The 21,133-nt window shown below is 70.2% G+C and carries 20 protein-coding genes; 1 reads left to right on the forward strand and 19 read right to left on the reverse strand.

Translation table 11 applies throughout. The features are described from left to right. Window positions 1–8: 8 nt before the first annotated feature. From ftsA to G524_RS0106005, 19 genes are all read right to left on the reverse strand, one after another. Complete coding sequence (gene ftsA / locus G524_RS0105915; RefSeq protein WP_027442884.1) at window positions 9–1,331, reverse strand: cell division protein FtsA; 1,323 nt, start codon at window positions 1,329–1,331, stop codon at window positions 9–11. Further along, entirely contained in the window at window positions 1,331–2,254 is a 924-nt protein-coding gene (locus tag G524_RS0105920; protein WP_027442885.1) for a cell division protein FtsQ/DivIB, read from the reverse strand. The genes ftsA and G524_RS0105920 overlap by 1 nt, the downstream gene beginning before the upstream one ends. Then, entirely contained in the window at window positions 2,232–3,227 is a 996-nt protein-coding gene (locus tag G524_RS0105925) for a D-alanine--D-alanine ligase (RefSeq protein WP_036857500.1), read from the reverse strand. Before G524_RS0105925 ends, G524_RS0105920 begins: the two co-directional genes overlap by 23 nt. Further along, window positions 3,224–4,189: a UDP-N-acetylmuramate dehydrogenase gene (murB, locus tag G524_RS0105930; RefSeq protein ID WP_245561305.1), complete on the reverse strand. Its 966-nt coding sequence runs from the start codon at window positions 4,187–4,189 to the stop codon at window positions 3,224–3,226. The genes G524_RS0105925 and murB overlap by 4 nt, the downstream gene beginning before the upstream one ends. Further along, a complete protein-coding gene (gene murC, locus G524_RS0105935; protein WP_027442888.1) occupies window positions 4,186–5,637 on the reverse strand; it encodes a UDP-N-acetylmuramate--L-alanine ligase in 1,452 nt (483 codons plus the stop codon). The genes murB and murC overlap by 4 nt, the downstream gene beginning before the upstream one ends. Beyond that, a complete protein-coding gene (murG, locus tag G524_RS0105940; RefSeq protein ID WP_051220935.1) occupies window positions 5,634–6,884 on the reverse strand; it encodes an undecaprenyldiphospho-muramoylpentapeptide beta-N-acetylglucosaminyltransferase in 1,251 nt (416 codons plus the stop codon). Before murG ends, murC begins: the two co-directional genes overlap by 4 nt. Next, a complete protein-coding gene (locus G524_RS0105945; protein ID WP_027442890.1) occupies window positions 6,881–8,110 on the reverse strand; it encodes an FtsW/RodA/SpoVE family cell cycle protein in 1,230 nt (409 codons plus the stop codon). Before G524_RS0105945 ends, murG begins: the two co-directional genes overlap by 4 nt. Further along, window positions 8,107–9,474: a UDP-N-acetylmuramoyl-L-alanine--D-glutamate ligase gene (gene murD / locus G524_RS0105950; protein ID WP_027442891.1), complete on the reverse strand. Its 1,368-nt coding sequence runs from the start codon at window positions 9,472–9,474 to the stop codon at window positions 8,107–8,109. Before murD ends, G524_RS0105945 begins: the two co-directional genes overlap by 4 nt. 16 nt (window positions 9,475–9,490) lie before the next feature. Then, the gene (gene mraY, locus G524_RS0105955) at window positions 9,491–10,561 is read right to left on the reverse strand and encodes a phospho-N-acetylmuramoyl-pentapeptide-transferase (protein WP_027442892.1); all 1,071 of its coding nucleotides are present in this window, start codon (window positions 10,559–10,561) and stop codon (window positions 9,491–9,493) included. 33 nt (window positions 10,562–10,594) lie between these two features. Beyond that, window positions 10,595–12,085, reverse strand: coding sequence for a UDP-N-acetylmuramoyl-tripeptide--D-alanyl-D-alanine ligase (locus G524_RS0105960; RefSeq protein ID WP_027442893.1), 1,491 nt, complete (start codon window positions 12,083–12,085; stop codon window positions 10,595–10,597). Beyond that, a complete protein-coding gene (locus G524_RS0105965) occupies window positions 12,082–13,575 on the reverse strand; it encodes a UDP-N-acetylmuramoyl-L-alanyl-D-glutamate--2,6-diaminopimelate ligase (RefSeq protein WP_027442894.1) in 1,494 nt (497 codons plus the stop codon). The genes G524_RS0105960 and G524_RS0105965 overlap by 4 nt, the downstream gene beginning before the upstream one ends. Continuing rightward, the gene (locus G524_RS0105970; RefSeq protein ID WP_084625066.1) at window positions 13,575–15,356 is read right to left on the reverse strand and encodes a peptidoglycan D,D-transpeptidase FtsI family protein; all 1,782 of its coding nucleotides are present in this window, start codon (window positions 15,354–15,356) and stop codon (window positions 13,575–13,577) included. Before G524_RS0105970 ends, G524_RS0105965 begins: the two co-directional genes overlap by 1 nt. Further along, window positions 15,353–15,907: a hypothetical protein gene (locus tag G524_RS0105975; RefSeq protein ID WP_027442896.1), complete on the reverse strand. Its 555-nt coding sequence runs from the start codon at window positions 15,905–15,907 to the stop codon at window positions 15,353–15,355. The genes G524_RS0105970 and G524_RS0105975 overlap by 4 nt, the downstream gene beginning before the upstream one ends. Beyond that, entirely contained in the window at window positions 15,901–16,851 is a 951-nt protein-coding gene (gene rsmH / locus G524_RS0105980) for a 16S rRNA (cytosine(1402)-N(4))-methyltransferase RsmH (protein ID WP_027442897.1), read from the reverse strand. The genes G524_RS0105975 and rsmH overlap by 7 nt, the downstream gene beginning before the upstream one ends. Next, entirely contained in the window at window positions 16,848–17,348 is a 501-nt protein-coding gene (locus tag G524_RS0105985; RefSeq protein ID WP_027442898.1) for a division/cell wall cluster transcriptional repressor MraZ, read from the reverse strand. The genes rsmH and G524_RS0105985 overlap by 4 nt, the downstream gene beginning before the upstream one ends. A gap of 388 nt (window positions 17,349–17,736) precedes the next feature. Beyond that, complete coding sequence (locus G524_RS0105990) at window positions 17,737–18,387, reverse strand: GldG family protein (protein ID WP_245561306.1); 651 nt, start codon at window positions 18,385–18,387, stop codon at window positions 17,737–17,739. A 97-nt stretch (window positions 18,388–18,484) separates the two neighbouring features. After that, a complete protein-coding gene (locus tag G524_RS0105995) occupies window positions 18,485–18,937 on the reverse strand; it encodes a hypothetical protein (RefSeq protein ID WP_027442900.1) in 453 nt (150 codons plus the stop codon). Beyond that, window positions 18,934–19,992 (reverse strand): cysteine synthase A, encoded by a 1,059-nt coding sequence (locus tag G524_RS15135; protein WP_051220936.1) that lies wholly within the window; start codon window positions 19,990–19,992, stop codon window positions 18,934–18,936. The genes G524_RS0105995 and G524_RS15135 overlap by 4 nt, the downstream gene beginning before the upstream one ends. A gap of 42 nt (window positions 19,993–20,034) precedes the next feature. Beyond that, entirely contained in the window at window positions 20,035–20,352 is a 318-nt protein-coding gene (locus tag G524_RS0106005; RefSeq protein ID WP_027442901.1) for a 2Fe-2S iron-sulfur cluster-binding protein, read from the reverse strand. Window positions 20,353–20,459: 107 nt separating this feature from the next. On the opposite strand from G524_RS0106005, the gene G524_RS0106010 reads away from it, so the two are divergent. Beyond that, window positions 20,460–21,077, forward strand: a complete 618-nt coding sequence (locus G524_RS0106010) for a DNA-3-methyladenine glycosylase family protein (protein ID WP_027442902.1) — start codon at window positions 20,460–20,462, stop codon at window positions 21,075–21,077. The last annotated feature ends 56 nt before the right edge of the window (window positions 21,078–21,133 follow it).

A 21,133-nucleotide genomic window follows, 5' to 3' on the forward strand; every position in this document is an offset into this window, starting at 1 on the left:
GGGCACGGCTAGAACTGCTCCCGCATCGCCCGCCACAGGCGCGTGACCAGTGCCATCACCCCGCGCTCGCGCGAGAGGGCGCGGTAGGCCCCGGCGCGCGGCGCGGCGAGCGCGCGGATATCGACCGGGTCCTCGGCGGCGTAGAGGCACAAGCCCACGAGCGTGGCAAAGCCCGGGGCAAGATGCGCCTCGGGGAGTCCGGGAAGCTGCGGCGGGCGCTCGAGCCGCACCGGCTGGCCCAGCGCGGCCTGCATGAATTCGGGCATGCCCGCCAGTTCCGCCCCGCCCCCGGTGATCACCACCTGCCCCGCGCGCGGGCCGGAAAAGCCCATCGCCTTGAGCGTCTTGCCGATCTCGCTGGTGAGGATGCCGAGCTGCTGCATCACCACCGCCACCAGTTCAGCGCGCACGATCCGGTTCTTGTCATCGGCCCCGCGCGCCAGCGGCCCTGCGGGCGCGCCATCGATCGCCTCCTCCGGGCCGTTGACCGGCACCAGCTCGCTGTGATCCGAGCGCGAGGCGATCGCCGAGCCGGCAACGCATTTCAAGCGCTCGGCCTGGCTGCGGCGGATGCCGAAGCTGCCCGCGATCGCATCGGTGATGCTCGCCGAGCCCATCGGCACCGCCTTGAGCCCCACCAGCATCCCCCCGGCGAACACCGCGACATTGGTGACTTCGGCCCCGATCTCGACCAGCGCCACCCCGAGCTCGCGCTCCTCGGGTGAAAGGCAGGCATGGCCCGCGGCGAGCGGCGCGGCGATCACGCCTTCGACCTCGAGATGGGCGCTTTGCACCGCCTCGGTGAGGTTCCTCAGCGGCGCGCCATCGGCCAGCACCACGTGGATATCGACCCCGAGCCGCTCGGCATGGAGCCCGCGCGGATTGGCCACCCCATGGGCGCCATCGAGCGTGTAATGCGCCGGCTGGGCGTGGAGCACGGTGCGCCCATCGGGCTCGATCGCCTCGCGCGCCAGCAGCAGCAGATGCTCGACATCCTCCTCCTCGATCCGCCGCCCGCCGATCTCGATATCAACCGAGGCGACCTGGCTGGTCAGCCCCGCCCCGGCGCAGGCGATCCAGACGCTGCGCACGGTGGTGCCCGCGGCCTTCTCGGCGCGTTCGAGCGCATCGCGGATGGCAAAGCTGGCTGCGGCCATATCGGTGACATAGCCGCGCCTGATCCCGGCGCTGGCGCGGTGGCCGCTGCCGAGCACCTCGAGCTCGCCGTTCTCGGTCTCGCCCATGATCATCGCCGAGATGCGGAACGAGCCGATATTGATCGCGGCATAGGTGCGCGCCAGGCGGCGCGGAGGGGCGCTGCGCGAGGCCATCAGGTGCTCTCCCCCTTGCCTTCACCGGCCGGCTCGGGCGCGGCGAGCGCCTCGGGCAGGCGCATGTAGAGGCGCGGGGGCGTGCGCATGTCGAAGGAGAGCACCTTGCCCCCGATCAGCCGGTTCTGCCCGTCGAGCCGGGCGAACTTGACGAACGCGCTCGCCGCTTCCTCATCGCCCTCGGGCAGGGCGAGCACCTGCCCGGTCTTGAACACCAGGTTCCAGCGGCGGTTGCCGACCCATTCGGCCGCGGCGACCTGGGGCTGGAGCGCGGGCGCGGCGGCCAGCAGCAGATCGAGCTGGCGCGCCTGGCGCGCCGCGCCGGGGCCGGAGAGACGCAGCATCCCCTTGGCCTTCTCGGGGCTGACGGGTTCCAGCTCAATCCCGCTGGCATCGATCAGCATCAGCCGATCAGGCCGCGCGAGCACGGCGTGGGGGGTGCGCTCGACGATGTCGATCACCAGCGTGTGCGGGAGCTGGAGCGAGACCCGCGCGTCCTTGACCCACGGCAGGGTGCGCAGCTCGGCGCGCAAGGCGTGGATATCGACCGCGGGCATGGCCAGGTCGCGGCTGGCAAGCGCGCGGGCATAGACCTCCTGCTCGTCCATGCGCTGTGTGCCGGTGACACGCACGTGGCGCACCACGAAGCCCGCATCGGCGGCGATCCGCGCCACCTGCGCCTCGGCCAGCGCCGGCAGGCCGGCAAGATTGGCGATGACAAAGGCAATCCCCACCGCCCCGCCGATGATCATGGCCAGCCAGATGCGGCTCCACTGCGCCTCGGTGAAGGGCATGAGCCCCAGCGCCCGGTCGATCAGCCCCAAGGCCTGGCCGCGGGCGCGCCGGGCGCTCGCCGCCCGGCCCTGCGCCCGGGCGGCGCGGCGCACCCCGGTGGCCGCACTACGCCGGATCTGCTGGGCCATGCCTGCCTCCCTGTGCCTGCCGCTGCCCATGCACCCGCAGCGCCTCGGCCACCAGCATCTCGACGAGGTCGGCATAGGATATGCCGCAGCCCGCCGCCTGTTCGGGCACCAGGCTCAAGGGCGTCATGCCCGGCTGGGTGTTGGTCTCGAGCACGAACAGGCCTTCCGCCCCTGCCTCCTCGTCCCAGCGCAAATCCGTGCGGCTGGTGCCGCGGCAGCCGAGCACCTGGTGGGCCTTGACCGCATAGTGCTGGCACAGCGCGGCGATCTCGGGCGGCAGGCGCGCGGGGAAGATGTGCTCGGTGCGCCCGGCGGTGTACTTGTTCTCGTAATCATAAAAGCCATCTGCCACCACCAGCTCGGTCACCCCCAGCGCGCGCGGGCCATCGGGACCATCGAGCACCGCGGCGGTGAGTTCGCGGCCCTTGATGAAGGGTTCGGCGAGCAATTGGGCAAATTCCTGCCACGGGCCCCTGGCCTGCGGGTCGATGGGGCTACCGACATCGCTGTCATCGGTGATGATGGCAACGCCCACCGAGGAGCCTTCGTTCACTGGCTTCAAGACATAGGGGCGCGGCAGGGGATCGCCCTTGAACAGCTCCTCGCGCGTGACGATCCGCCCGCCCGGCATGGGGATGCCGTGGGGCACCAGCGCCTGCTTGGTGAGCTGCTTGTCGATCGCGATAACCGAGGTGGCAAGGCCCGAATGGGTATAGGGCAGGCCCATGAGATCGAGCATCCCCTGCACGCTGCCATCCTCGCCGGGAACGCCGTGGAGCGCGTTGAAGACCACATCGGGCCGCGCCGCGTGGAGCCGCAGGGCGACATCGCGGCCCATGTCGATCCGCGTCACCTGGTGGCCGCGGCTTTCGAGCGCCTCGGCCACGCCCGCGCCGCTGGTGAGCGAGACCTCGCGCTCGCTCGCCCAGCCGCCCATCAGCACCGCCACATGCAAGGGCCGCTCAAGGATCATGGCCGGCCCACCCGCTGGATTTCCCATTCAAGGCTGATGCCGGTGGCGGCATAGACCTTGTCGCGCACCAGCTCGCCCAGCCCCTCGATATCGGCGCTGGTGGCGGTGCCGGTGTTGATGAGGAAATTGGTGTGCTTTTCCGAAACCTGCGCGCCGCCGAGCCTGAGACCGCGGCAGCCCGCGCGGTCAACCAGTTCCCAGGCCTTGTGCCCGGGCGGGTTCTTGAAGGTCGATCCCCCAGTCTTGGTGCGCAGCGGCTGCGAGGCTTCGCGCGCGGCGGCGATGCGCTCCATCTCCGCGCCGATCGCCGCGGGATCGCCCGGATGGCCGCGAAACCGCGCCGAGACCACGATCGCGCCCTCCGGCAGGGCGGAATGGCGATAGCCGTAATCAAGCTCGGCCGCGCTCAGGGTGATGAAGCTGCCATCGTGCAGGATCACCGCGCAATCGACAAGCACATCGGCGACCTCGCGGCCATAGGCCCCGCCGTTCATCCGCACGAAGCCCCCCACTGTGCCGGGGATGCCGCGCAGGAACTCGAGGCCCGCAATGCCCTTGTCGCGCGCGGTAGAGGCGACGAGGATCCCGCTCGCCCCGCCGCCGCAGGTGAGTTCACAATCGCCGGTCTCCTCCACCCCGGCAAAGGCCTTGCCGAGCCGCACCACCACGCCCGGCACCCCGCCATCGCGCACGATGAGGTTGGAGCCAAGCCCCAGCGCCATCACCGGGATCTCCCCGCCGAGCCGCTCGAGAAAGGCCTTGAGATCGTCCAAATCGGCCGGCTCGAACAGCCAGTCGGCCGGCCCGCCGGTCTTGAACCAGGTATAGGGTGCGAGCGGCGCCTTGCAGGTGAGCTTGCCGCGGATACCCTCGAGCGGCACGGGCGCGGCAACAGCGCCTTCCACCGCGCAGGTGGGCGCGGCGCCATCATCCCAGATGAAGCTGTCACCCGGCTGGGTCATGCCGCCACCCCCTGCTGGCGCGCCGCGATCGCCGGGGCAAGCCCCGCGGCCCAGCGGGTGATGTCGCCCGCACCGAGGCACACCACCATGTCGCCGGGCGCAAGTTCGCCCGCCAGCGCCTCGGCCAGCGCCTCGGGCCCGGCGATCTCGCGCGCGGCGCGGTGGCCGCGGGCCTTCATCCCCGCCACCAGCGCGGCATGGTCAATTCCTTCGATCGGCTCCTCACCCGCCGGATAGACCGGGGCGATATAGGCGATGTCGGCATCGTCGAAGCACGACTGGAAGGCGTCCATCAGATCGCGCAGCCGGGTGAAGCGGTGCGGCTGGGCCACCGCGATCACCCGCCCGCCCGAGGCCCCCACCGCCTCGCGCGCCGCGGCCAGCACCGCGCGGATCTCCACCGGGTGGTGGGCATAATCGTCGATCACCGCGGCGCTGCCGCCGGGAAGCGCGATCGTACCCACCCGGGTGAAGCGCCGCCGCACCCCGCCGAAGCGGGCAAAGCCGGTGCGGATCACCTCGTCGCTGCAGCCCATCTCGATTCCCACGGCGATCGCGGCGAGCGCGTTCTGGACATTGTGGCGCCCCGGCATGGGCAGATAGACCCCCTCGATCCGGCGGTCGCGCGCGCTGTCCTGCGGCCCGCGCTGGCGCACGATCACGTCGAAGCGGTTGCCCCCGTCCTCGGCGCGGACATTGACCCCGCAGACATCGGCCTGGAGCGAGAATCCGTAGGTGACGACCTTGCGATCACGCACCTGGCCGATCACCGCCTGCACCTCGGGGTGATCGATGCACAGCACCGCCGCGCCATAGAAGGGGACATTGTGGATGAACTCGACAAAGGCGCGCTTCACCCCCTCGAAATCGCCGTAGTGATCGAGGTGTTCGGGATCGATATTGGTGACCACCGCGATGGTGCCATCGAGCCTGAGGAAGGAGCCGTCGCTCTCATCGGCCTCGACCACCATCCAGTCGGAATCGCCCAGCCGCGCGTTCGAGCCATATTGCTCGATGATCCCGCCATTGATCACGGTGGGATCGATCCCCCCGGCATCGAGCAGGCTGGCGATCATGCTGGTGGTGGTGGTCTTGCCGTGGGTGCCGGCCACCGCGATCGTGGATTTGAGCCGCATCAGCTCGGCCAGCATCTCGGCGCGGCGCACCACCGGCAGGCGCGCCTCGAGCGCGGCGACCACCTCGGGGTTGGAGCGCCGCACCGCCGAGGAGATCACCACCACCGCCGCCCCGGCGACATTGGCGGCAGCATGGCCGATATGGACCTTGATGCCGCGCGCGCGCAGCCGCTCGACGCTCGGCCCCTCGGCAATGTCGCTGCCCTGCACCTCGTAGCCCAGATTGTGCATCACCTCGGCAATGCCCGACATGCCGATCCCGCCGATGCCGACGAAGTGGATGATGCCGATATCGGTGCCGACGCCCTTCATGCGCCCACCCTGTCCTGATCGGCGCGCGCGCGCGCGGCCTTGCGGGTGGCGGGCTGGGCGCGCCCGGCGGCCTGCGCATGGCGGGGCGCGGCCTCGCCCACCCGGATCACGTCCATAAGGTCAATCCCGCTCATGCTCTCGACCAGATCGGCGAGATCGCGCGTGGCATCGGGGCGCCCGCAATTGAAGGCGCAGTGCGCGGCATTGGCAAGGCTTTGCGGGTTCATTGCCATGGCCTGGATTTGCTTGGCCAGTTCCTTGGGGGTGAAGGCCTCCTGGCGGATCATCCGCGCGCCCCCGGCCTTCACCATCTCGCGGGTGTTGGCGGCCTGGTGATCGTCGGTGGCAATCGGCAGGGGGATGAGGATCGCCGGGCGGCCCACCACGGCAAGCTCGGCAATGGTTGATGCGCCGGCGCGGCCGATGAACAGGTGCGCATCGGCAAGGCGCTCGTGCATGTCCTCGAAATAGGTGCCAAGCTCGGCCGGGATGTCATGCGCGGCATAGCGGGCGCGCACCGCCTCGAGATCCTCGGGCCGGCACTGCTGGGTAACCTGCAGGCGCTGGCGCAGCGCCGGGGGCAGCATGGCCAGGCCATCGGGCACCACCTCGGACAGCACCCGCGCCCCTTGCGAGCCGCCGGTCACGAGGATGCGCAGCAGGCCTTCGCTGGTGAAGGCGGGATAGTCCTGCTCGCGCAGCGCCAGCACCTCGGCGCGCACCGGGTTGCCGGTGAGATGCACCTTGGCCGCGTGGCGCGGGCGCAAGCGATCGACGCTGGCATAGGAGGTGGCGATGGCATCGACCCGGCGGGCGAGCAGGCGGTTGACCCGGCCGAGCACGGCGTTCTGTTCGTGGATGATGCTGGGCAGGCCCGCCGCGGTGGCCGCGAGCAGCGCCGGCAGCGCCGGATAGCCGCCAAAGCCCACCACCGCGGAAGGGGCAAAGCTGTCAAACAGGCGCAGCGCCATCGCCCGGCCTTCGAGCACCGCGCGCAGCCCGCCGATCCAGCCGAGCGGGTTCCTGCCGAAGCGCCCGGCGGGCAGGACATGGGCGGTGAGGTAATCGGGCTTGCCCGGGATCGCCGCGCCGCGCGCATCGGTGACGAGCGCGACGTGGTGGCCGCGGGCATGGAGTTCGGCGGCAAGGGCAAAGGCGGGGATGAGATGCCCCCCGGTGCCGCCCGCGGCCAGCACGAAATGGCGCGAGGCCCCGCTCGGGCGGTGCGAATGGGTGTCGGCGGTCATGCGCTCACTTCCTTGCGTTCCAACAGCGCGCGCAGGCCCCCGCCCTCACGCGCGAGGAAGGGGTTGCGCCGGGTGATCGCCAGCAATAGCCCAAGCGTGAAGCACACCGCCACTGTCGATGAGCCGCCATAGGAAATCAGCGGCAGCGTCATCCCCTTGGAAGGGAAAAGCTGGAGGTTGACGAGCATGTTGATGAAGGCCTGCCCGCCCAGCTGGGTGACCAGCCCCGCCCCGGCGAGGAGGGCAAAGAGATTGTCCTCATTGGTCAACCGGATCAGCACCCGCAGCACCAGCGCGCTGAACACCAGCACGACAAAGGCGCAGGCAACAAGGCCGAACTCCTCGCCGATCACCGAGAAGATGTAGTCGGTGTGGGCCTCGGGCAGGCTCATCTTGCGCACCCCCAGCCACAGCCCGCTGCCCGTCCAGCCGCCGGCGGTGAGCGTGCGGCGCGCCAGATCGACCTGGTCGAAGGCCGTGCCCCCGCCGAAGAAGCTCTCGATGCGGTTGCGGGCATTGTCATAGAACAGGTAGGCGAGCACCATGCCGGCCAGCCCCGCCCCGCCGATGAGCGCGAGGCGCTGCCACGGCAGGCCGGCGAGCAGCACCATCACCAGCCAGATCCCGGCAAACAGGATCGCATCGCCAAGATTGGGCTGGAGCATCAGCAGGCCGACGATGAGCACCAGCAGGGCGGTGACGATCCCGATCACCGGCAGGCCCGGATCGCGCAGCCGCCAACTGAGCACCCAGGCTGAGGTGACCACGAAGCCGGGCTTTAAAAACTCCGAAGGCTGGAGCGAGAAGCCAAGGTTGATCCAGCGCCGCGCACCGTTCTTCTCCTCGCCGATGAAGGGCACCAGCACCATCAGCCCCAGCATCCCCGCGCCCACCAGGATGGCAAGGCGCCGCGCGGCATCGGCGCCCGAAAGGCTCACCCCGATCATCACGACAAGGCCCAAGAGCTGGAAGACGAGATGGCGCTGGAGATAGTAAAAGGGCGCGAGCGGCACCGCGGCGCTCGAGTTCTGCTCGGCCCCGGCGGGCGAGGCCGCGGCCACGGCGACAAAGCCGATCGCCATCAGCACCAGCACCAGCGCGAGCAGCACCTTGTCGATCTCGCGCCACCAGATACGCAGGCCCTCGCGCCAGCCGCGCTGCACCGCCACCGGGGGCAGATAGGCGCCGGGACCGCGCCGCGCCACTCGATAGGCCTGCCCGCTCATGGCAGGATGCTCCGCCCGCCCTCGTCGGTGGCGCAGCCGGTGAGCGCGCCGACCATCTGGCGGAAATGCTGCCCGCGCTTCTCATAGTCGCGGAACTGGTCGTAAGAGGCGCAGGCGGGGCTGAGCAGCACCACCTCGCCCGGGCGCGCCGCCGCCTCGGCCCGGCGCACCGCCTCGCTGATAAGCTCGCAGCGCTCGACCCGGACACCCGCGGCTTCGAGATGATCGGCAAACATCGGCCCGGCCTCGCCCACGGTGTAGGCGGCGGCGATATTGGCCAGATGATCGCCGCAGGCGCCAAGCCCTTCCTCCTTGGGCAGGCCGCCGACGATCCAGTGGATGCGGGGGGCCCCGCCGTTGATCGCCGGATCGGGTGGGAAGGCAGCCAGCGCCGGGGCGGCCGAGGCGGTGTTGGTGGCCTTGCTGTCATTGATATAGATGACCCCGCGCGCCTCGCACACCCGCTCCATCCGGTGCGGCAGCCCGCGATAGCTGGCAAGCCCCGCGGCGATCGCCGCTTCGCTGAGGCCAAGCTGGCGGCAGATGGCGCTGGCAACGGCGGCATTCTGGGCATTGTGCGGCCCGGCGAGCGCAGCCGTGCGCCCTTCGGCCAGCCCGGCAGCGGCAAGATCGCCGGTCTTGACCCGGATCAGCGGCCGTCCCGCCGCCGCCAGCCGATCGGCGATGGCGCGGGTGGGCGCGTCCTCATCGCAGATCACCGCCGTGCCCTGCTGCTGCATGGTGAACAGGCGCTCCTTGGCCGCGGCATAGGCGGCAAAGCCGGCGTAGCGATCGAGGTGATCGGGGGTGATGTTGGTGAGCGCGGCGATATCGCAATCGAGGCTGAAGGTGAGATCGATCTGGAAGCTCGACAATTCGAGCACATAGACCCCGCCTTGCGCAAGCGGGGCCTGGGCCATGATCGGCTCACCGATATTGCCGCCGAGCACCGCGGGCACCCCGGCGCTCACAAGAATGTGGTGCACCAGCGCGGTGGTGGTGGATTTGCCATTGGTGCCGGTGATCCCCACCACGCGGTGCGGCGGCAGGTGCGAGCGGGCGCGGGCGAAAAGCTCGATATCGCCGATCACGGGCAGGCCATATTGCCAGGTGTGCGGGCCGATCGGATGGGTGTTGAGCGGCACGCCGGGCGAGACCACCACCCCGGCAAAGCCGGTCAGATCAAGCTCCAGCGGGTCGATCAGGCGGCAACGCCCCTCGAAGGGGGCACGGGCATGGGGCTGGCGATCCCAGGCGATCACCTCGGCCCCGCTGGCAAGCAGCGCCTCGGCCGCGGCCGCGCCCGAGCGGGCAAGGCCGAGCACCGCAAACCGCTGACCGGCAAAGGCGGGGGAGGTGATCACGCGGCCCGCCCCTCCCCTAGCGCAGCTTCAAGGTGGAAAGGCCAATGAGCGCGAGCACGATGGCGATGATCCAGAAGCGGATCACCACCTTGCTCTCGCTCCAGCCAAGCTGTTCGAAATGATGGTGGATCGGGGCCATGCGGAACACCCTCCTGCCGGTGCGCTTGAACCAGAACACCTGCACCATCACGCTCACCGCCTCGAGCACGAACAGCCCGCCGACTATCCCCAGCACCAGTTCATGGTGCGAGGCGACAGCGATCGCCCCCAGCGCCCCACCAAGCGCGAGGCTGCCGGTATCGCCCATGAACACCGCTGCGGGCGGGGCGTTGAACCACAGGAAGGCCAGCCCCGCCCCCATGATCGCGGCGCAGAAGATCGCCAGCTCCCCCGCCCTCGGCACGTGGGGGATGCCGAGATAGGCGGAAAAATCGGCCCGCCCGACAAGGTAGGCGATGATCGCAAAGGTGCCCGCGGCGATGATCACCGGCATGATCGCCAGGCCATCCAGCCCGTCGGTGAGGTTGACGGCATTGCCCGCCCCCACGATCACGAAGGCGGCAAAGACATAATAGGCCGGACCGAGCGGAATGCTCCAGCCCATGGTGAAGGGAAGGTAGAGATTGGTGTTGATCTGACTGACGATCAGCCAGCTGGCGAGGCCGGCCACCGCGAATTCGGCCGCCAGGCGCAGCTTGGCCGGCACCCCGACATGGCTGTTCTTGGCGACCTTGTCATAATCATCGAGAAAACCGATCACGCCAAAGCCGATGGTCACCGCCAGGCAGGCCCAGACGAAGGGGCTTTCGAGATCCATCCACAACAGCAGCGAGAGGCTGAGCGCGGTGAGGATCATCAAGCCGCCCATGGTCGGCGTGCCGCGCTTGGCAAGGTGCGATTGCGGCCCATCGAGCCGGATCGGCTGGCCTTTGCCCTGCCGCACCCGCAACAGGTTGATGAAGCGCGGGCCGATGACAAGGCCGATGAGGAGCGCGGTCATCAGGCTCGCCCCGGCGCGGAAGGTCTGGTAGCGCACCAGGTTGAGGATGCCCTCGAAGCCCAGCCATTCGGCAAGCAGATAAAGCATGCAATCGTCCCTTGACGCGCCGCGTGGGGCGCCTCAGCCGCCGGCCGAGGGCGCTTCGGGCGCGTTATCGGTAAAATGTGACACCAGCCTGCCGAGGCCCACCCAATTCGATCCCTTGACCAGCACCGCATCCCCCTCCGCGAGGCCATAGGCCGTGAGCGCGGCGATGGCTTCGGCAGGCCCATGGCAATGCGCGAAGGACAGCGGCTTGCCAAGCTCGGCTGGCGAGGCTTTCCCCAGTTCCTCGGCGAGCGCGGCCATCTCGGCCCCCACCAGGATCGCGTGATCCACCCCCGCCTCGGCGAGCGGGGCGGCCAGCTGGCGGTGGAAGGCATCGGCAAAGTCGCCCAGCTCCTTCATGCTGCCAAGCACGGCGATGCGGCGCCGTGCCGGGGTCTGGCTCAAAGCCTTCAAGGTTGCGCGCATCGAGGCGGGGTTGGCGTTGTAGCTTTCATCGATGAGGAGCGCGCTGCCGCTGCGCGCCGGGATGCGGTGGCGCGCGCCGCGGCCCTTGAGCCCGCCCATTTCGGCAAGCGCGAGGCCCGCCGCGCCCAGATCGCCCCCGGCCGCGCGCACCGCCGCGAGCACGCCCAGCGAATTGACGATCCAGTGCTCGCCCGGCTCGGCGATGGTGTAGCACACCCGCCGATCGCCGAGATCGGCGGTGACGAGCGCGCCGCCGCTGCTGGCGGGAATCGCATCGAGCAGGCGGACATCGGCGCTCGCCGCGCGCCCGAAGGTGACGATCTGCGCGCCGCAAGAGCGGGCATGGGCCTTGAGGCGTTCGGCCCATTCGCTGTCTTCCGGGATGATCGCCACCCCGCCCGGCACCAGCCCGGTGAAGATCTGCGCCTTTTCATCGGCAATCGCCTCGAGGCTGCCGAGGTTCTCGATATGGGCAGGGGCAATGGTGGTGATCAGCGCCACGTGCGGGCGCACATGGGCGGCCAGCGGGGCGATCTCGCCGGCGTGGTTCATGCCCATCTCGAACACGCCGAAACGGCTGCGCGCGGGCATGCGCGCGAGGCTCAAGGGCACGCCGACATGGTTGTTGTAGCTCCTCACCGAGCGGTGCGCGGCGCCGCGGCTGGCGCGGTCGAGACAGGCGAAGATCGCCTCCTTCACCCCGGTCTTGCCGACCGAGCCGGTGATGCCGATGCGCACCGCCTCGTGGGCACGCTCGCGCGCGGCATGGGCAAGCGCGATCAGCGCGGCGCGGGTGTCTGCCACCAGCACGTGGGGGCGATCGATCGGCCGATCGACGATCGCGGCAATAGCGCCGCGGGCAAAGGCATCGGCGAGGAAGCGGTGCCCGTCCATCGCCTCGCCCTTCAAGGCAATGAAGACATCGCCCGGCTTCACATCGCGCGAATCCATTTCGACGCCGGCGGCCTCGAAGGCGTGGCTGGCGCTGCCGCCGGTGGCCGCGGCGATCTCGTCCGAGCGCCACAGCGCCAGGCCCAGCCGGTCGCGCGGCAGCACCGGCCATTGGTGCAGCATGGGGTGCAGGGCAGCGCTCGTCATGCCTGCTGCCCCCCGGCGCATTGGCGCGCCACCTCGACATCATCGAAGGGTTCGATCCGCATGTTTTCTCCCGACCCGAAGATTTGTCCCTGCTCGTGGCCCTTGCCGGCGATCAGCACAATATCGCGCGGCCCGGCTTCCCCAATCGCGGCGGCAATCGCGGCGCGCCGATCGCCGATCTCGCGCGCCTTGCCTCCCGCCCCGGCGAGAATCGCGGCGCGGATGGCGGCCGGATCCTCGCCCCGGGGATTGTCGTCGGTGACGATCGCCGCATCGGCCATGCGCGCGGCAATAGCGCCCATCTCGCCGCGCTTTCCCGCATCGCGGTCCCCGCCCGCGCCGAACACCACGATCAGCCGCCCGCCCGGCGCCACATGGGGGCGCAGCGCGCTGATCGCGGCGGCGAGCGCATCGGGGGTGTGGGCATAATCGACATAGGCCGGCGCCCCGGCGGGGTTGAGCGCCGCGCGCTCGAGCCGCCCGCGCACCGGCTGGAGCCGGGAGAGGGCATCGAACACCGTTGGCGCGGCAACGCCCGTCGCCAGCGCAAGGCCCGCCGCCACCAGCGCATTGGCGGCCTGATAGGCACCGATCAGCGGCAGGGTGACGCGGCGCTGCTGTCCGGCATGATCGATCACCAGCTCTTGCCCAAGCTGGCCCGGCTCGCGCCCGATGAGGCGCAGGAACTCCCCGCCCGCGCCCACGCGCAGCACCTCGAGCCCGCGCGCCTCGGCCAGAGCGCAGGCGCGCGCGGTCCACTGCGAGCCATCCGCCGCATCGTGGATCACCGCCGGGCACCCCGGCGCCAGCACCTCGGCAAAGAGGCGCATCTTGGCGGCGAAATAGGCCTCCATCGTGCTGTGGTAATCAAGGTGGTCGCGGCTGAAATTGGTGAAGGCCGCCGCAGCAAGCGCCGGGCCCTCGCTGCGATACTGGTCAAGTCCGTGGCTAGAGGCCTCATAGGCAACGTGCGTCACCCCCTCGCGCGCCAGCCCGGCGAGATTGGCCAGGAAGGTGACGATATCGGGGGTGGTCAGCCCCGTCGCCACGCTGCCATCGGGCGTGGTCACGCCGAGCGTGCCGATGCTCGCCGCACGCTCGCCCGCCATGCGCCAGATCTGCCGCGTCATCTCGACACAGGAGGTCTTGCCATTGGTGCCGGTGACCGCGACGAGCGTGGCCGGATAGGGCGCGAAGAAGGGGGTGGCGAGCCGCGCAAAGGCGCGGCGCGGCAGCGCATCGGCGATATGGAGTGCGCCTTCCACACGCGCCTCGGGGCGCGCCACCACCGCGATCGCCCCGGCGGCGATGGCGGCGGGGATGAAGTCCTCGCCATTGACCTTCGCGCCGGCAAAGGCGCCGAACACCGTGCCCGGGGCGACCTTGCGGTGATCGATGGCAAAGCCAGTCACCTCCTTCTCGAGCGCCGGCCCGGCAGCGGCCAGCGCCGCTTCCGCCCCCGCGCGGCGCACAAGCTCGGCCAGCCGCATCAATGCCCCTCCACCAGGTAGCGCAGATCGGAGATATCGACATCGCGGCGCTCGTCGGGCTGCACCCCCAGCATCGGGCCGATGCGCGGCACCAGCCGGCCCACCACCGGCGCAGCGGTGTAGGCGGCGGTGCGCTGGAAGCTGCTGGCGATGGTGCCCTTGGGCTCGTCCATCATCACCACCACCACATAGCGCGGCGCATCCATCGGGAAGGCGGCGGCAAAGGAGGAGACGATGCGGTTGGTGTGATAGACCCCGTTCTCGTTCTTGTCGGCCGAGCCGGTCTTGCCGCCGACGCGGTAGCCCGGCGCATTGGCGCTGCGCCCGGTGCCATAGAGCGCGATCATCCGCAGCATCTGGCGCATCCGGTGCGAGGTCGATTCCTTGAACACCCTCCGCCCGCGCGGCACCTTGGCCGGATCGCGCTTGAGCAGCGTCGCCGGGCGCCACAGCCCGCCATTGACGAGCGCGGCATAGGCGCAGGCAAGGTGCAGCGGGGTGACGTTGAGCCCATGGCCATAGGCCACCGTCATGTTGGTCACCCGGCTCCACGCGCCGCGCGGCCAGAGCGGCTGGCCGCGGGCCTGAAGCTCGATGAAGGGCGGGCGATCCATGCCAAGATCAATATAGGTGCGGCGCAAGCGTTCCGGCCCCAGCGCATCGGCAATCCGTGCGGTGACGGTGTTGGAGGAATGAACCAGTGCCTGGGGCACATTGAGGCTTGGCCCCAAGGGGTGCGAATCGGTGATCGTGCGGCTGCCCACCGGCACCGGCGCGGCGTTCCACTGGCGGCCGAGATCGCGCACCACCCCGGCATCGATCGCCGCAGCAATGCTGAGCGGCTTGAACGTCGAACCCAGTTCGTAAACCCCGTTGGTGGCGCGGTTGAAGACATTGCGCGCGCCCCCTGCCCCGGCGGTGTTGGGATCGAAATCGGGCAGGCTCGCCATCGCCAGCACCTCCCCGGTATCGACATCGAGCACGATGCCCGCCGCGCCAATGGCATTGGTGGCGAGCATCCCGCGCTTGAGCTCGTCCTCGAGCGCGCCCTGCACCCGGACATCGAGCGAGAGCACCGCCGGCTCGGCGCGGCGCAGGGGATCGGTCAGCTCCTTGTCGAGCACCTGCTCCATGCCCAGCTGCCCGCCCTGGCGCTCGGCGCTGTCGGCGACATAGCCCAGCACATGGGCGGCAAGCGAACCTTGCGGATAATAGCGATCGGTCTCGCGCGGGATCTGCAGCGCCACCTCGCCCAGGGCAAAGACGCGGTTGGCCTCCTCGGGCAGCAGGCGGCGGCGCAGATAGCCGGCCTTGCCCGAGGCGAGGCGCCGGGCCATGCGCGCCTCGTCGATATCGGGGAAGATCGCCTTGAGCGCGCGGGCGACCTCGGCGGGCGAACGCACCAGCGGCGCGCCGCCATCGCCCATGGCCTTGGGATCGAACCACAGGGCATAGGCCGGAAAGGCGCGCGCCAGCGGCACGCCGTTGCGATCGGTGATCTCGCCGCGCGGCGGCAGCAGCGCCTCGGCAAGGCTGGTGTGCTGCGGGGTCTGGCCGTTCACCCCCAGCACCGCGATGCGCAGCAGCGCGATCAGCGCGAAGAGCACGAAGCCCGCGCCGATCCACAGCAGGCGTAGCTGCGCGGTGGCGACCAGCTGGCCGCGCAGGCTCGCGGCGCGCGAACGCCCGGCAGGCAGCGCCGCGCGCGGCGCCGGGGCGGGCAGCGGCGGGGCAAGACCAAGGGGCGCAGCGGCGAGGGCAGACGCCGCGACGGGGCTCATTCGCCCGCTCCTGCCGGGCTGACCGCGCGCGGCGGCTCGGCCCGGGCCGGGCGGATCGGCGAGGCCTCGATGAGGAAGGCCCCGAAGGCCTCGGCAAAGACCGCGCCCGCGCCGGCCTCAGTCTCGGCCGCGGCCAGCGTGACCGGCGCGCCCGAGACCGGCGAGCGCATCGGCGCTGGCCCGCCGGGCGCAGCGGTGCCCTCGCCTGCGCCTTCGGCACTTGCCAGACGCAGCGGCGGCGGCGCGCCGGGCAGCGGGCCCTGACCGAAGCTCGCAAGCTGGCGCTCGGCCTCGAGGAACTGGCGCGCGCGCGGCGCGACATAGCCGAACTCGACACTGTTCCACTCGGCCAGCTGGGCCTGGCTGGCGCGGGTCTGAAACTCGGTCTCGAGCAGCATGGTCTCGCGCTTCAGGGCAATGAGCTGGCGCTCGGCCAGCAGCACCTCGCTGCGCACCGCGTGGACCTTGAGGCTCAAGGCCACCACCAGCGCGGCGCACAGCGCCAGCACCGCCATCCATCCCCACGAACGGGCCTGCGTGCGGCTCAACATGCGGCGAAGCTCCTTGCCGGGGCGCCGGTGCGGATCGCGTGGCGCAAGGTGGACGAACGGGCGCGCGGATTGCGGGCGATTTCGGCCTCGCTCGCGCGAATAGCGCGGGAAACCTGCGTGAAGGTGGGCGGCGGCCCTGGGATTTCCCCGGGCAGGTGGCGCGAGCGCACCTGGCCGGCGCCGCTGGCCGCGCGCAGGAACTGCTTGACGATGCGGTCTTCAAGGCTGTGGAAGCTGACCACCGCCAGCACCCCGCCGGGGGCGAGCAGCGCCTCGGCCGCGGCGAGGCCGGCCTCGAGCTCGCCAAGCTCGTCGTTCACATGGATGCGCACCGCCTGGAAGGTGCGGGTGGCCGGGTCCTTGCGATCATGCGGGCGGTGGCCGAGCGCGCGGCGCACCACCCGGGCCAGATCTCCGGTGGTGGCGAGCGGGCGCGCTGCCACGATCGCGCGGGCCACCCGGCGCGCCTGGCGCTCCTCGCCATAGCGATAGAGCACCTCGGCGATCGCTTCTTCCTCGGCCGTGTTGAGGAAATCGGCCGCGCTCGGGCCCTCCTGGCTCATGCGCATGTCGAGCGGGCCATCATGCATGAAGGCAAAGCCGCGGCCCGGCTGATCGAGCTGCATCGAGGAGACCCCGATATCCATCACCACCGCATCGACCCTGCGCACCCCGATCGCGGCAAGCTCCTGATGCATCGCGGAAAAGCGCGCCTGATGGAGCGTGAGGCGCCCGGCATGGCGCGCCGCGAGCGCCTGCCCGGCGGCGATCGCATCGGGATCGCGGTCGAAGGCGTGGACGCGCGCCCCGGCCTCGAGCAGCGCGGCGCTGTAGCCCCCGGCGCCGAAGGTGGCATCGACGATCAGCATCCCCTCGCGCGGGGCAATGGCGGCAAGCACCTCATCGCGCAGCACCGGGATATGGGGCGCATCGGGGCCGATCATGCCGCGCCCCCCTTGCGCGCCGCGGCCTCCATCAGCCGCCGGCAGGCGATCTGCGCGCTCTTGAACTCAGGCCCCATGCGGAACAGCTCCTCGGGCGCCCAGACGAGGAAGAAATCGCCCGCGGCCTGGAAGAACAGCCCATCCTCCACCTTGCCGAGCTCGCGCAGATGCTCGGGCATGACAAAGCGGCCGCTCTCGTCGAAGCCAAGGGTCTCGTAGCTGAACAACTGGCCGGCGCGGGCATCGCGGTCGAAGCTCGCATCGCCGAGGCGGATGGCGCGCTCCTCCTCGCGGTCGAGCTGGGCCTGGAGCTGGGGCAGGTGCGACAGGCCGTAGCCGATCAGACAATCATAGCGGCCATGGGCCGCAAGGCACAGGATGCGGCTGCCGCCCGAGCTTTCCTTGACCGCCTTGCGGAAGGTGGAGGGCAGGACAAAGCGGTTCTTCTCGCCCGCGGGCGAATAGGCCTGTCCGTTGTATCCTCCAAAAGCAGACACCGGCCTGCAATCCCCTCACGCCCCGTAGCGAAGCGCCCCTCGCTGGGCGCTGCGCGATGCCCGACACAGCCCTCCCTCGCCCGGCGCGCGCGCGAGCACGACCGGTGCGCCGGCCCCACCAGCCGGACGCGCGACATACAGGCATGTCTGATGGACCCCGGTAATATCCGGGAAGGGATGGGGATGGAAGGGATTTTCGCGGGATTATAGGGGATATTTCGTTATCATACTGATATATCTATACTTCATCCCTCACTTCCCGAGCACCTTTGGCACCCGATGATGGCCCAAAAACCCGGTTTGGCCGGCACTTGCGCAGCCTTTCCCGCGATTTCCCCGGCGCTTCGCCCGGGCGAGTCCCGGCGTTCCCGCGATTTCCCCATGCCGCTCATGCGAGCGCCTCGGCGACGAGCGCGCGCAGGGCCGCACCGCCCTCTCCGGCGAGTTCGGCGTGCTCGAACAGCGCGGCATCGGCGATGAGGGTCACCTGGCCCTTGCCGATCCGACAGCGCGCCGCCGCGCCCGCGGCGGTGAGGGTGCAGCCCTTTGCCCCCTTGCCCAGGGTGATGCGCCCGGCCAGCGCCAGCGGCAGGCCTGCCTCGCCCAGCCGGGCGCGGCGGACCTCGGGCCGCTCGCTCTCGTCAAAGGCGATGGCAAGGCCCCAGCGCGCCACCACCGGGGGGATCAGCGCGGTATCAACCGGACGGCGCGGATCGCCCAGCGGCAGATCATATTCGCCGGTGAGCGCCGGATCGAGCACCAGCAGCAGCCGCCCGCCCTTCCGCACCCAGCCATCGAGCGCGACATTGTCCGCTGGCGACAGCCCGCGCGGCTGGATCACCGCCAGCCGGGTGAGCCCTGCCAGCGGATCGGTTTCGGGCGCATCGGGGGCAAGGGCGGGGATGGGCGCAAGGGTATCGAGCGGCGCGAGCTCATAGGCCTGCTCGAGCGCGGCGCGCTGCCAGGGCAGAGCGGCGCGGCCCGAGGCGATCTCGCCCACCCCCGCGCCGAGCGGCCAATAGAGCGGCAGGCTGGTCATCAGGCCCAGCCGCGTGCGCTCTGCGCCCTCATGCGGGGTGGCAGGTGCGCGCGCGCACCCGATGACAAGGAGCGCGATCAGGGCGGCGGCCAGCGCCCTAGTTCTGCGCAGCGCCATTGCCCGCCGCGCGCGGCTGGCCCGGCGCCGCCAGATCGCGCGGCGCCGCGCTCGGCGCGGCGCTTGGCGCGGCCTTGGGCTCGGCGGCGATGTCGGGCACCACGCCCGCATCGGCCAGCGGGTTGGCCTGCGCCGGGGCGCTGGTCGGCTCGGTGGTCGGCGCCGCCTCGGGCACGGCCAGCCGTTCAACCTTGTCGGCCTGCCCGCCGATGATGCTGGCCAGCCCCACCACCAGCACCACGATGGCTATGCCGATGAGCCCCACCTGCAGGCGCTGGATCGCTTCGTGGCGGGCCGCGCGGGCGCCGGCTGGCCCTGCCGCCTCATCGGCGCTCTCCGCCGCGCTCTCCTCCGCCCCTGCCATGCGTGGGGCATGGAACAGGCTGCGCTGGTTGACGCCGCGCAGGCGATCGGACAGCCAGCCGCCGCTCACACCGCCTCCGCCGCGGCCCCGGCCCCGTCCGCGCCGCCCGCGCCCGCCGGCGCCAGCCAGTCGAACACCGGCAGGCCCTTGGCTGCCAACCATTCGGGGTTGTAGAGCGTCGAAAGATAGCGAAAGCCGCTGTCGCACAGGATGGTGACGACCTGCGGATTGGCCCGCCCCGCGGCCACCAGTTCGCGGCCCAGCATCACCGCCCCGGCGACATTGATGCCCGAGGACAGGCCGAGGCACAGCCCCTCCTCGCGCAGCAGCCGCCCCACCCAATGGAGGCCCTCCTCGTCGCTGATGCGATATTGGGTGTCGATCAGCGCGCCTTCGAGATTGGCGGTGATGCGCCCCTGCCCGATCCCTTCGGCGACCGAGGAGCCTTCGGCCTTGAGTTCGCCGTGGGCATAGTAGTTGTAGAGCGCCGCGCCGTGCGGATCGGTGAGCGCGATGCGGACATTCTCGTCGAAGGCTTTAAGGCCAAGCCCCACGCCCGCAATCGTCCCGCCCGTGCCCGCCGCGCAGGTGAAGCCATCCACCCGGCCTTGAAGCTGCTCCCAGATCTCAGGCGCGGTGCCCTCGATATGGGCGCGGCGGTTGGCGATGTTGTCGAACTGGTTGGCCCACACCGCGCCCGGGGTTTCCTGCGCAATCCGGCGCGAGGTGTGAACGAAGTGCCCGGCATCGGCAAACTTGGTGGGTGGCACCAGCACCAGCTCGGCCCCCAGCGCCCGGAGCGTGTCCATCTTCTCCTTGGACTGGTTGTCGGGCATGACGATGATTGTCTTGTAGCCGCGCGCATTGGCCACCAGCGCAAGGCCGATCCCGGTGTTGCCGGCGGTGCCTTCAACCACGATCCCGCCGGGCTTCAATTCCCCGCGCGCCTCGGCATCGCGGATGATCCACAGGGCCGCGCGGTCCTTTACCGAACCGCCGGGATTGGCAAATTCGCACTTGCCCCAGATGTCGCAGCCGGCGGCCTGGCTCGGCCCGGCAAGGCGCACCAGTGGCGTGTTGCCGATCAGCGCCAAGGTGTCGGCAAAAGGTCGGGTGATGTTCATGCGCGCCAGTCTAGGCCCGCCCGGCCCCGAGCGCAAACCGGATCAATCTTCCGGCGCGATCGTCACGTGCAGCCCATCGAGATCGGCGGTGAAGGGGATCTGGCACGACAGGCGGCTGGTGGCGGTGCGGTGATCGGAGGATTCGAGCAGATCGTCCTCATCCTCGCTCATCTTGGGCAGCTTGTCGAAGAAGGCCGGATCGACATGGACATGGCAGGTGGCACACGAACAGCACCCGCCGCACAGTGCCAAGAGCTCGTCAAAACCATTGTCGCGGATCGCCTCCATCACGGTAAGGCCATCGCCGACCTCGATCTCGCTGGTGGTGCCGGCGCGGTTGGTGACGACCAGTCTGGGCATTGATGCAGGTTCCTCTTCAGCTGCTGGCGCGCAAGAACTTGCGCTATGCGGATGCGGCCCGGCTGCTATGCTACTCTCCGCCCTATGGCAAGATGAGGAAATTGGCAGTGGGATTGAGCGCCGAATGCCTGCGGGCCGACCTTGATGCGCTGGCCGCGCGCGAGCCGCGCCTTGCCGCAGCGATCGCCCGCATCGGCTATCCCGCACCGCGCATCCGCCCACGCGGATACCAGACCTTGCTGCGCACCATTGTCGGCCAGCAGGTCTCGGTCGCGGCCGCCGCCTCGATGTGGCGGAAGCTCGAGGCGGAACTGGGCGACAATTTCACCCCGCATTGCCTGCTCGCCCGCGATTTCGAAACCTTGCGCGCTTGCGGCCTTTCGCGCCAGAAACAGGCCTATGCCCGCTCACTGTGCGAATTGGTGGCGGCAGGTGCGATCGATTTCGACGCCCTGCCCGCCGATGACGAGGAAGCGATCGCGCTGCTCACCCGGATCAAGGGCATCGGGCGCTGGTCGGCCGAGATCTACCTCCTCTTTGCCGAGGGCCGGCGCGACATCTGGCCCGCGGGCGACCTGGCGGTGCAGGAAGGGCTGAGGCGCCTGCTCGACCTGCCCGAACGCCCGGCAGAAAAGGCCACCCGCGCCCTGGCCGAACCCTGGTCGCCCCGGCGCGGGAGCATGGCGATCTTCACCTGGCACTTTTACGCAAACCCTGCGCTCTAGCTGCTGACAAGCGTGTCAGTCCGCTTTAGACGGGCGGGCAAAGTGCAATCGGGAGA

Origin of the sequence: Erythrobacter cryptus DSM 12079 (genome assembly GCF_000422985.1) — a bacterium.
In the GTDB taxonomy this organism is placed as follows: Bacteria; Pseudomonadota; Alphaproteobacteria; order Sphingomonadales; family Sphingomonadaceae; genus Erythrobacter; species Erythrobacter cryptus.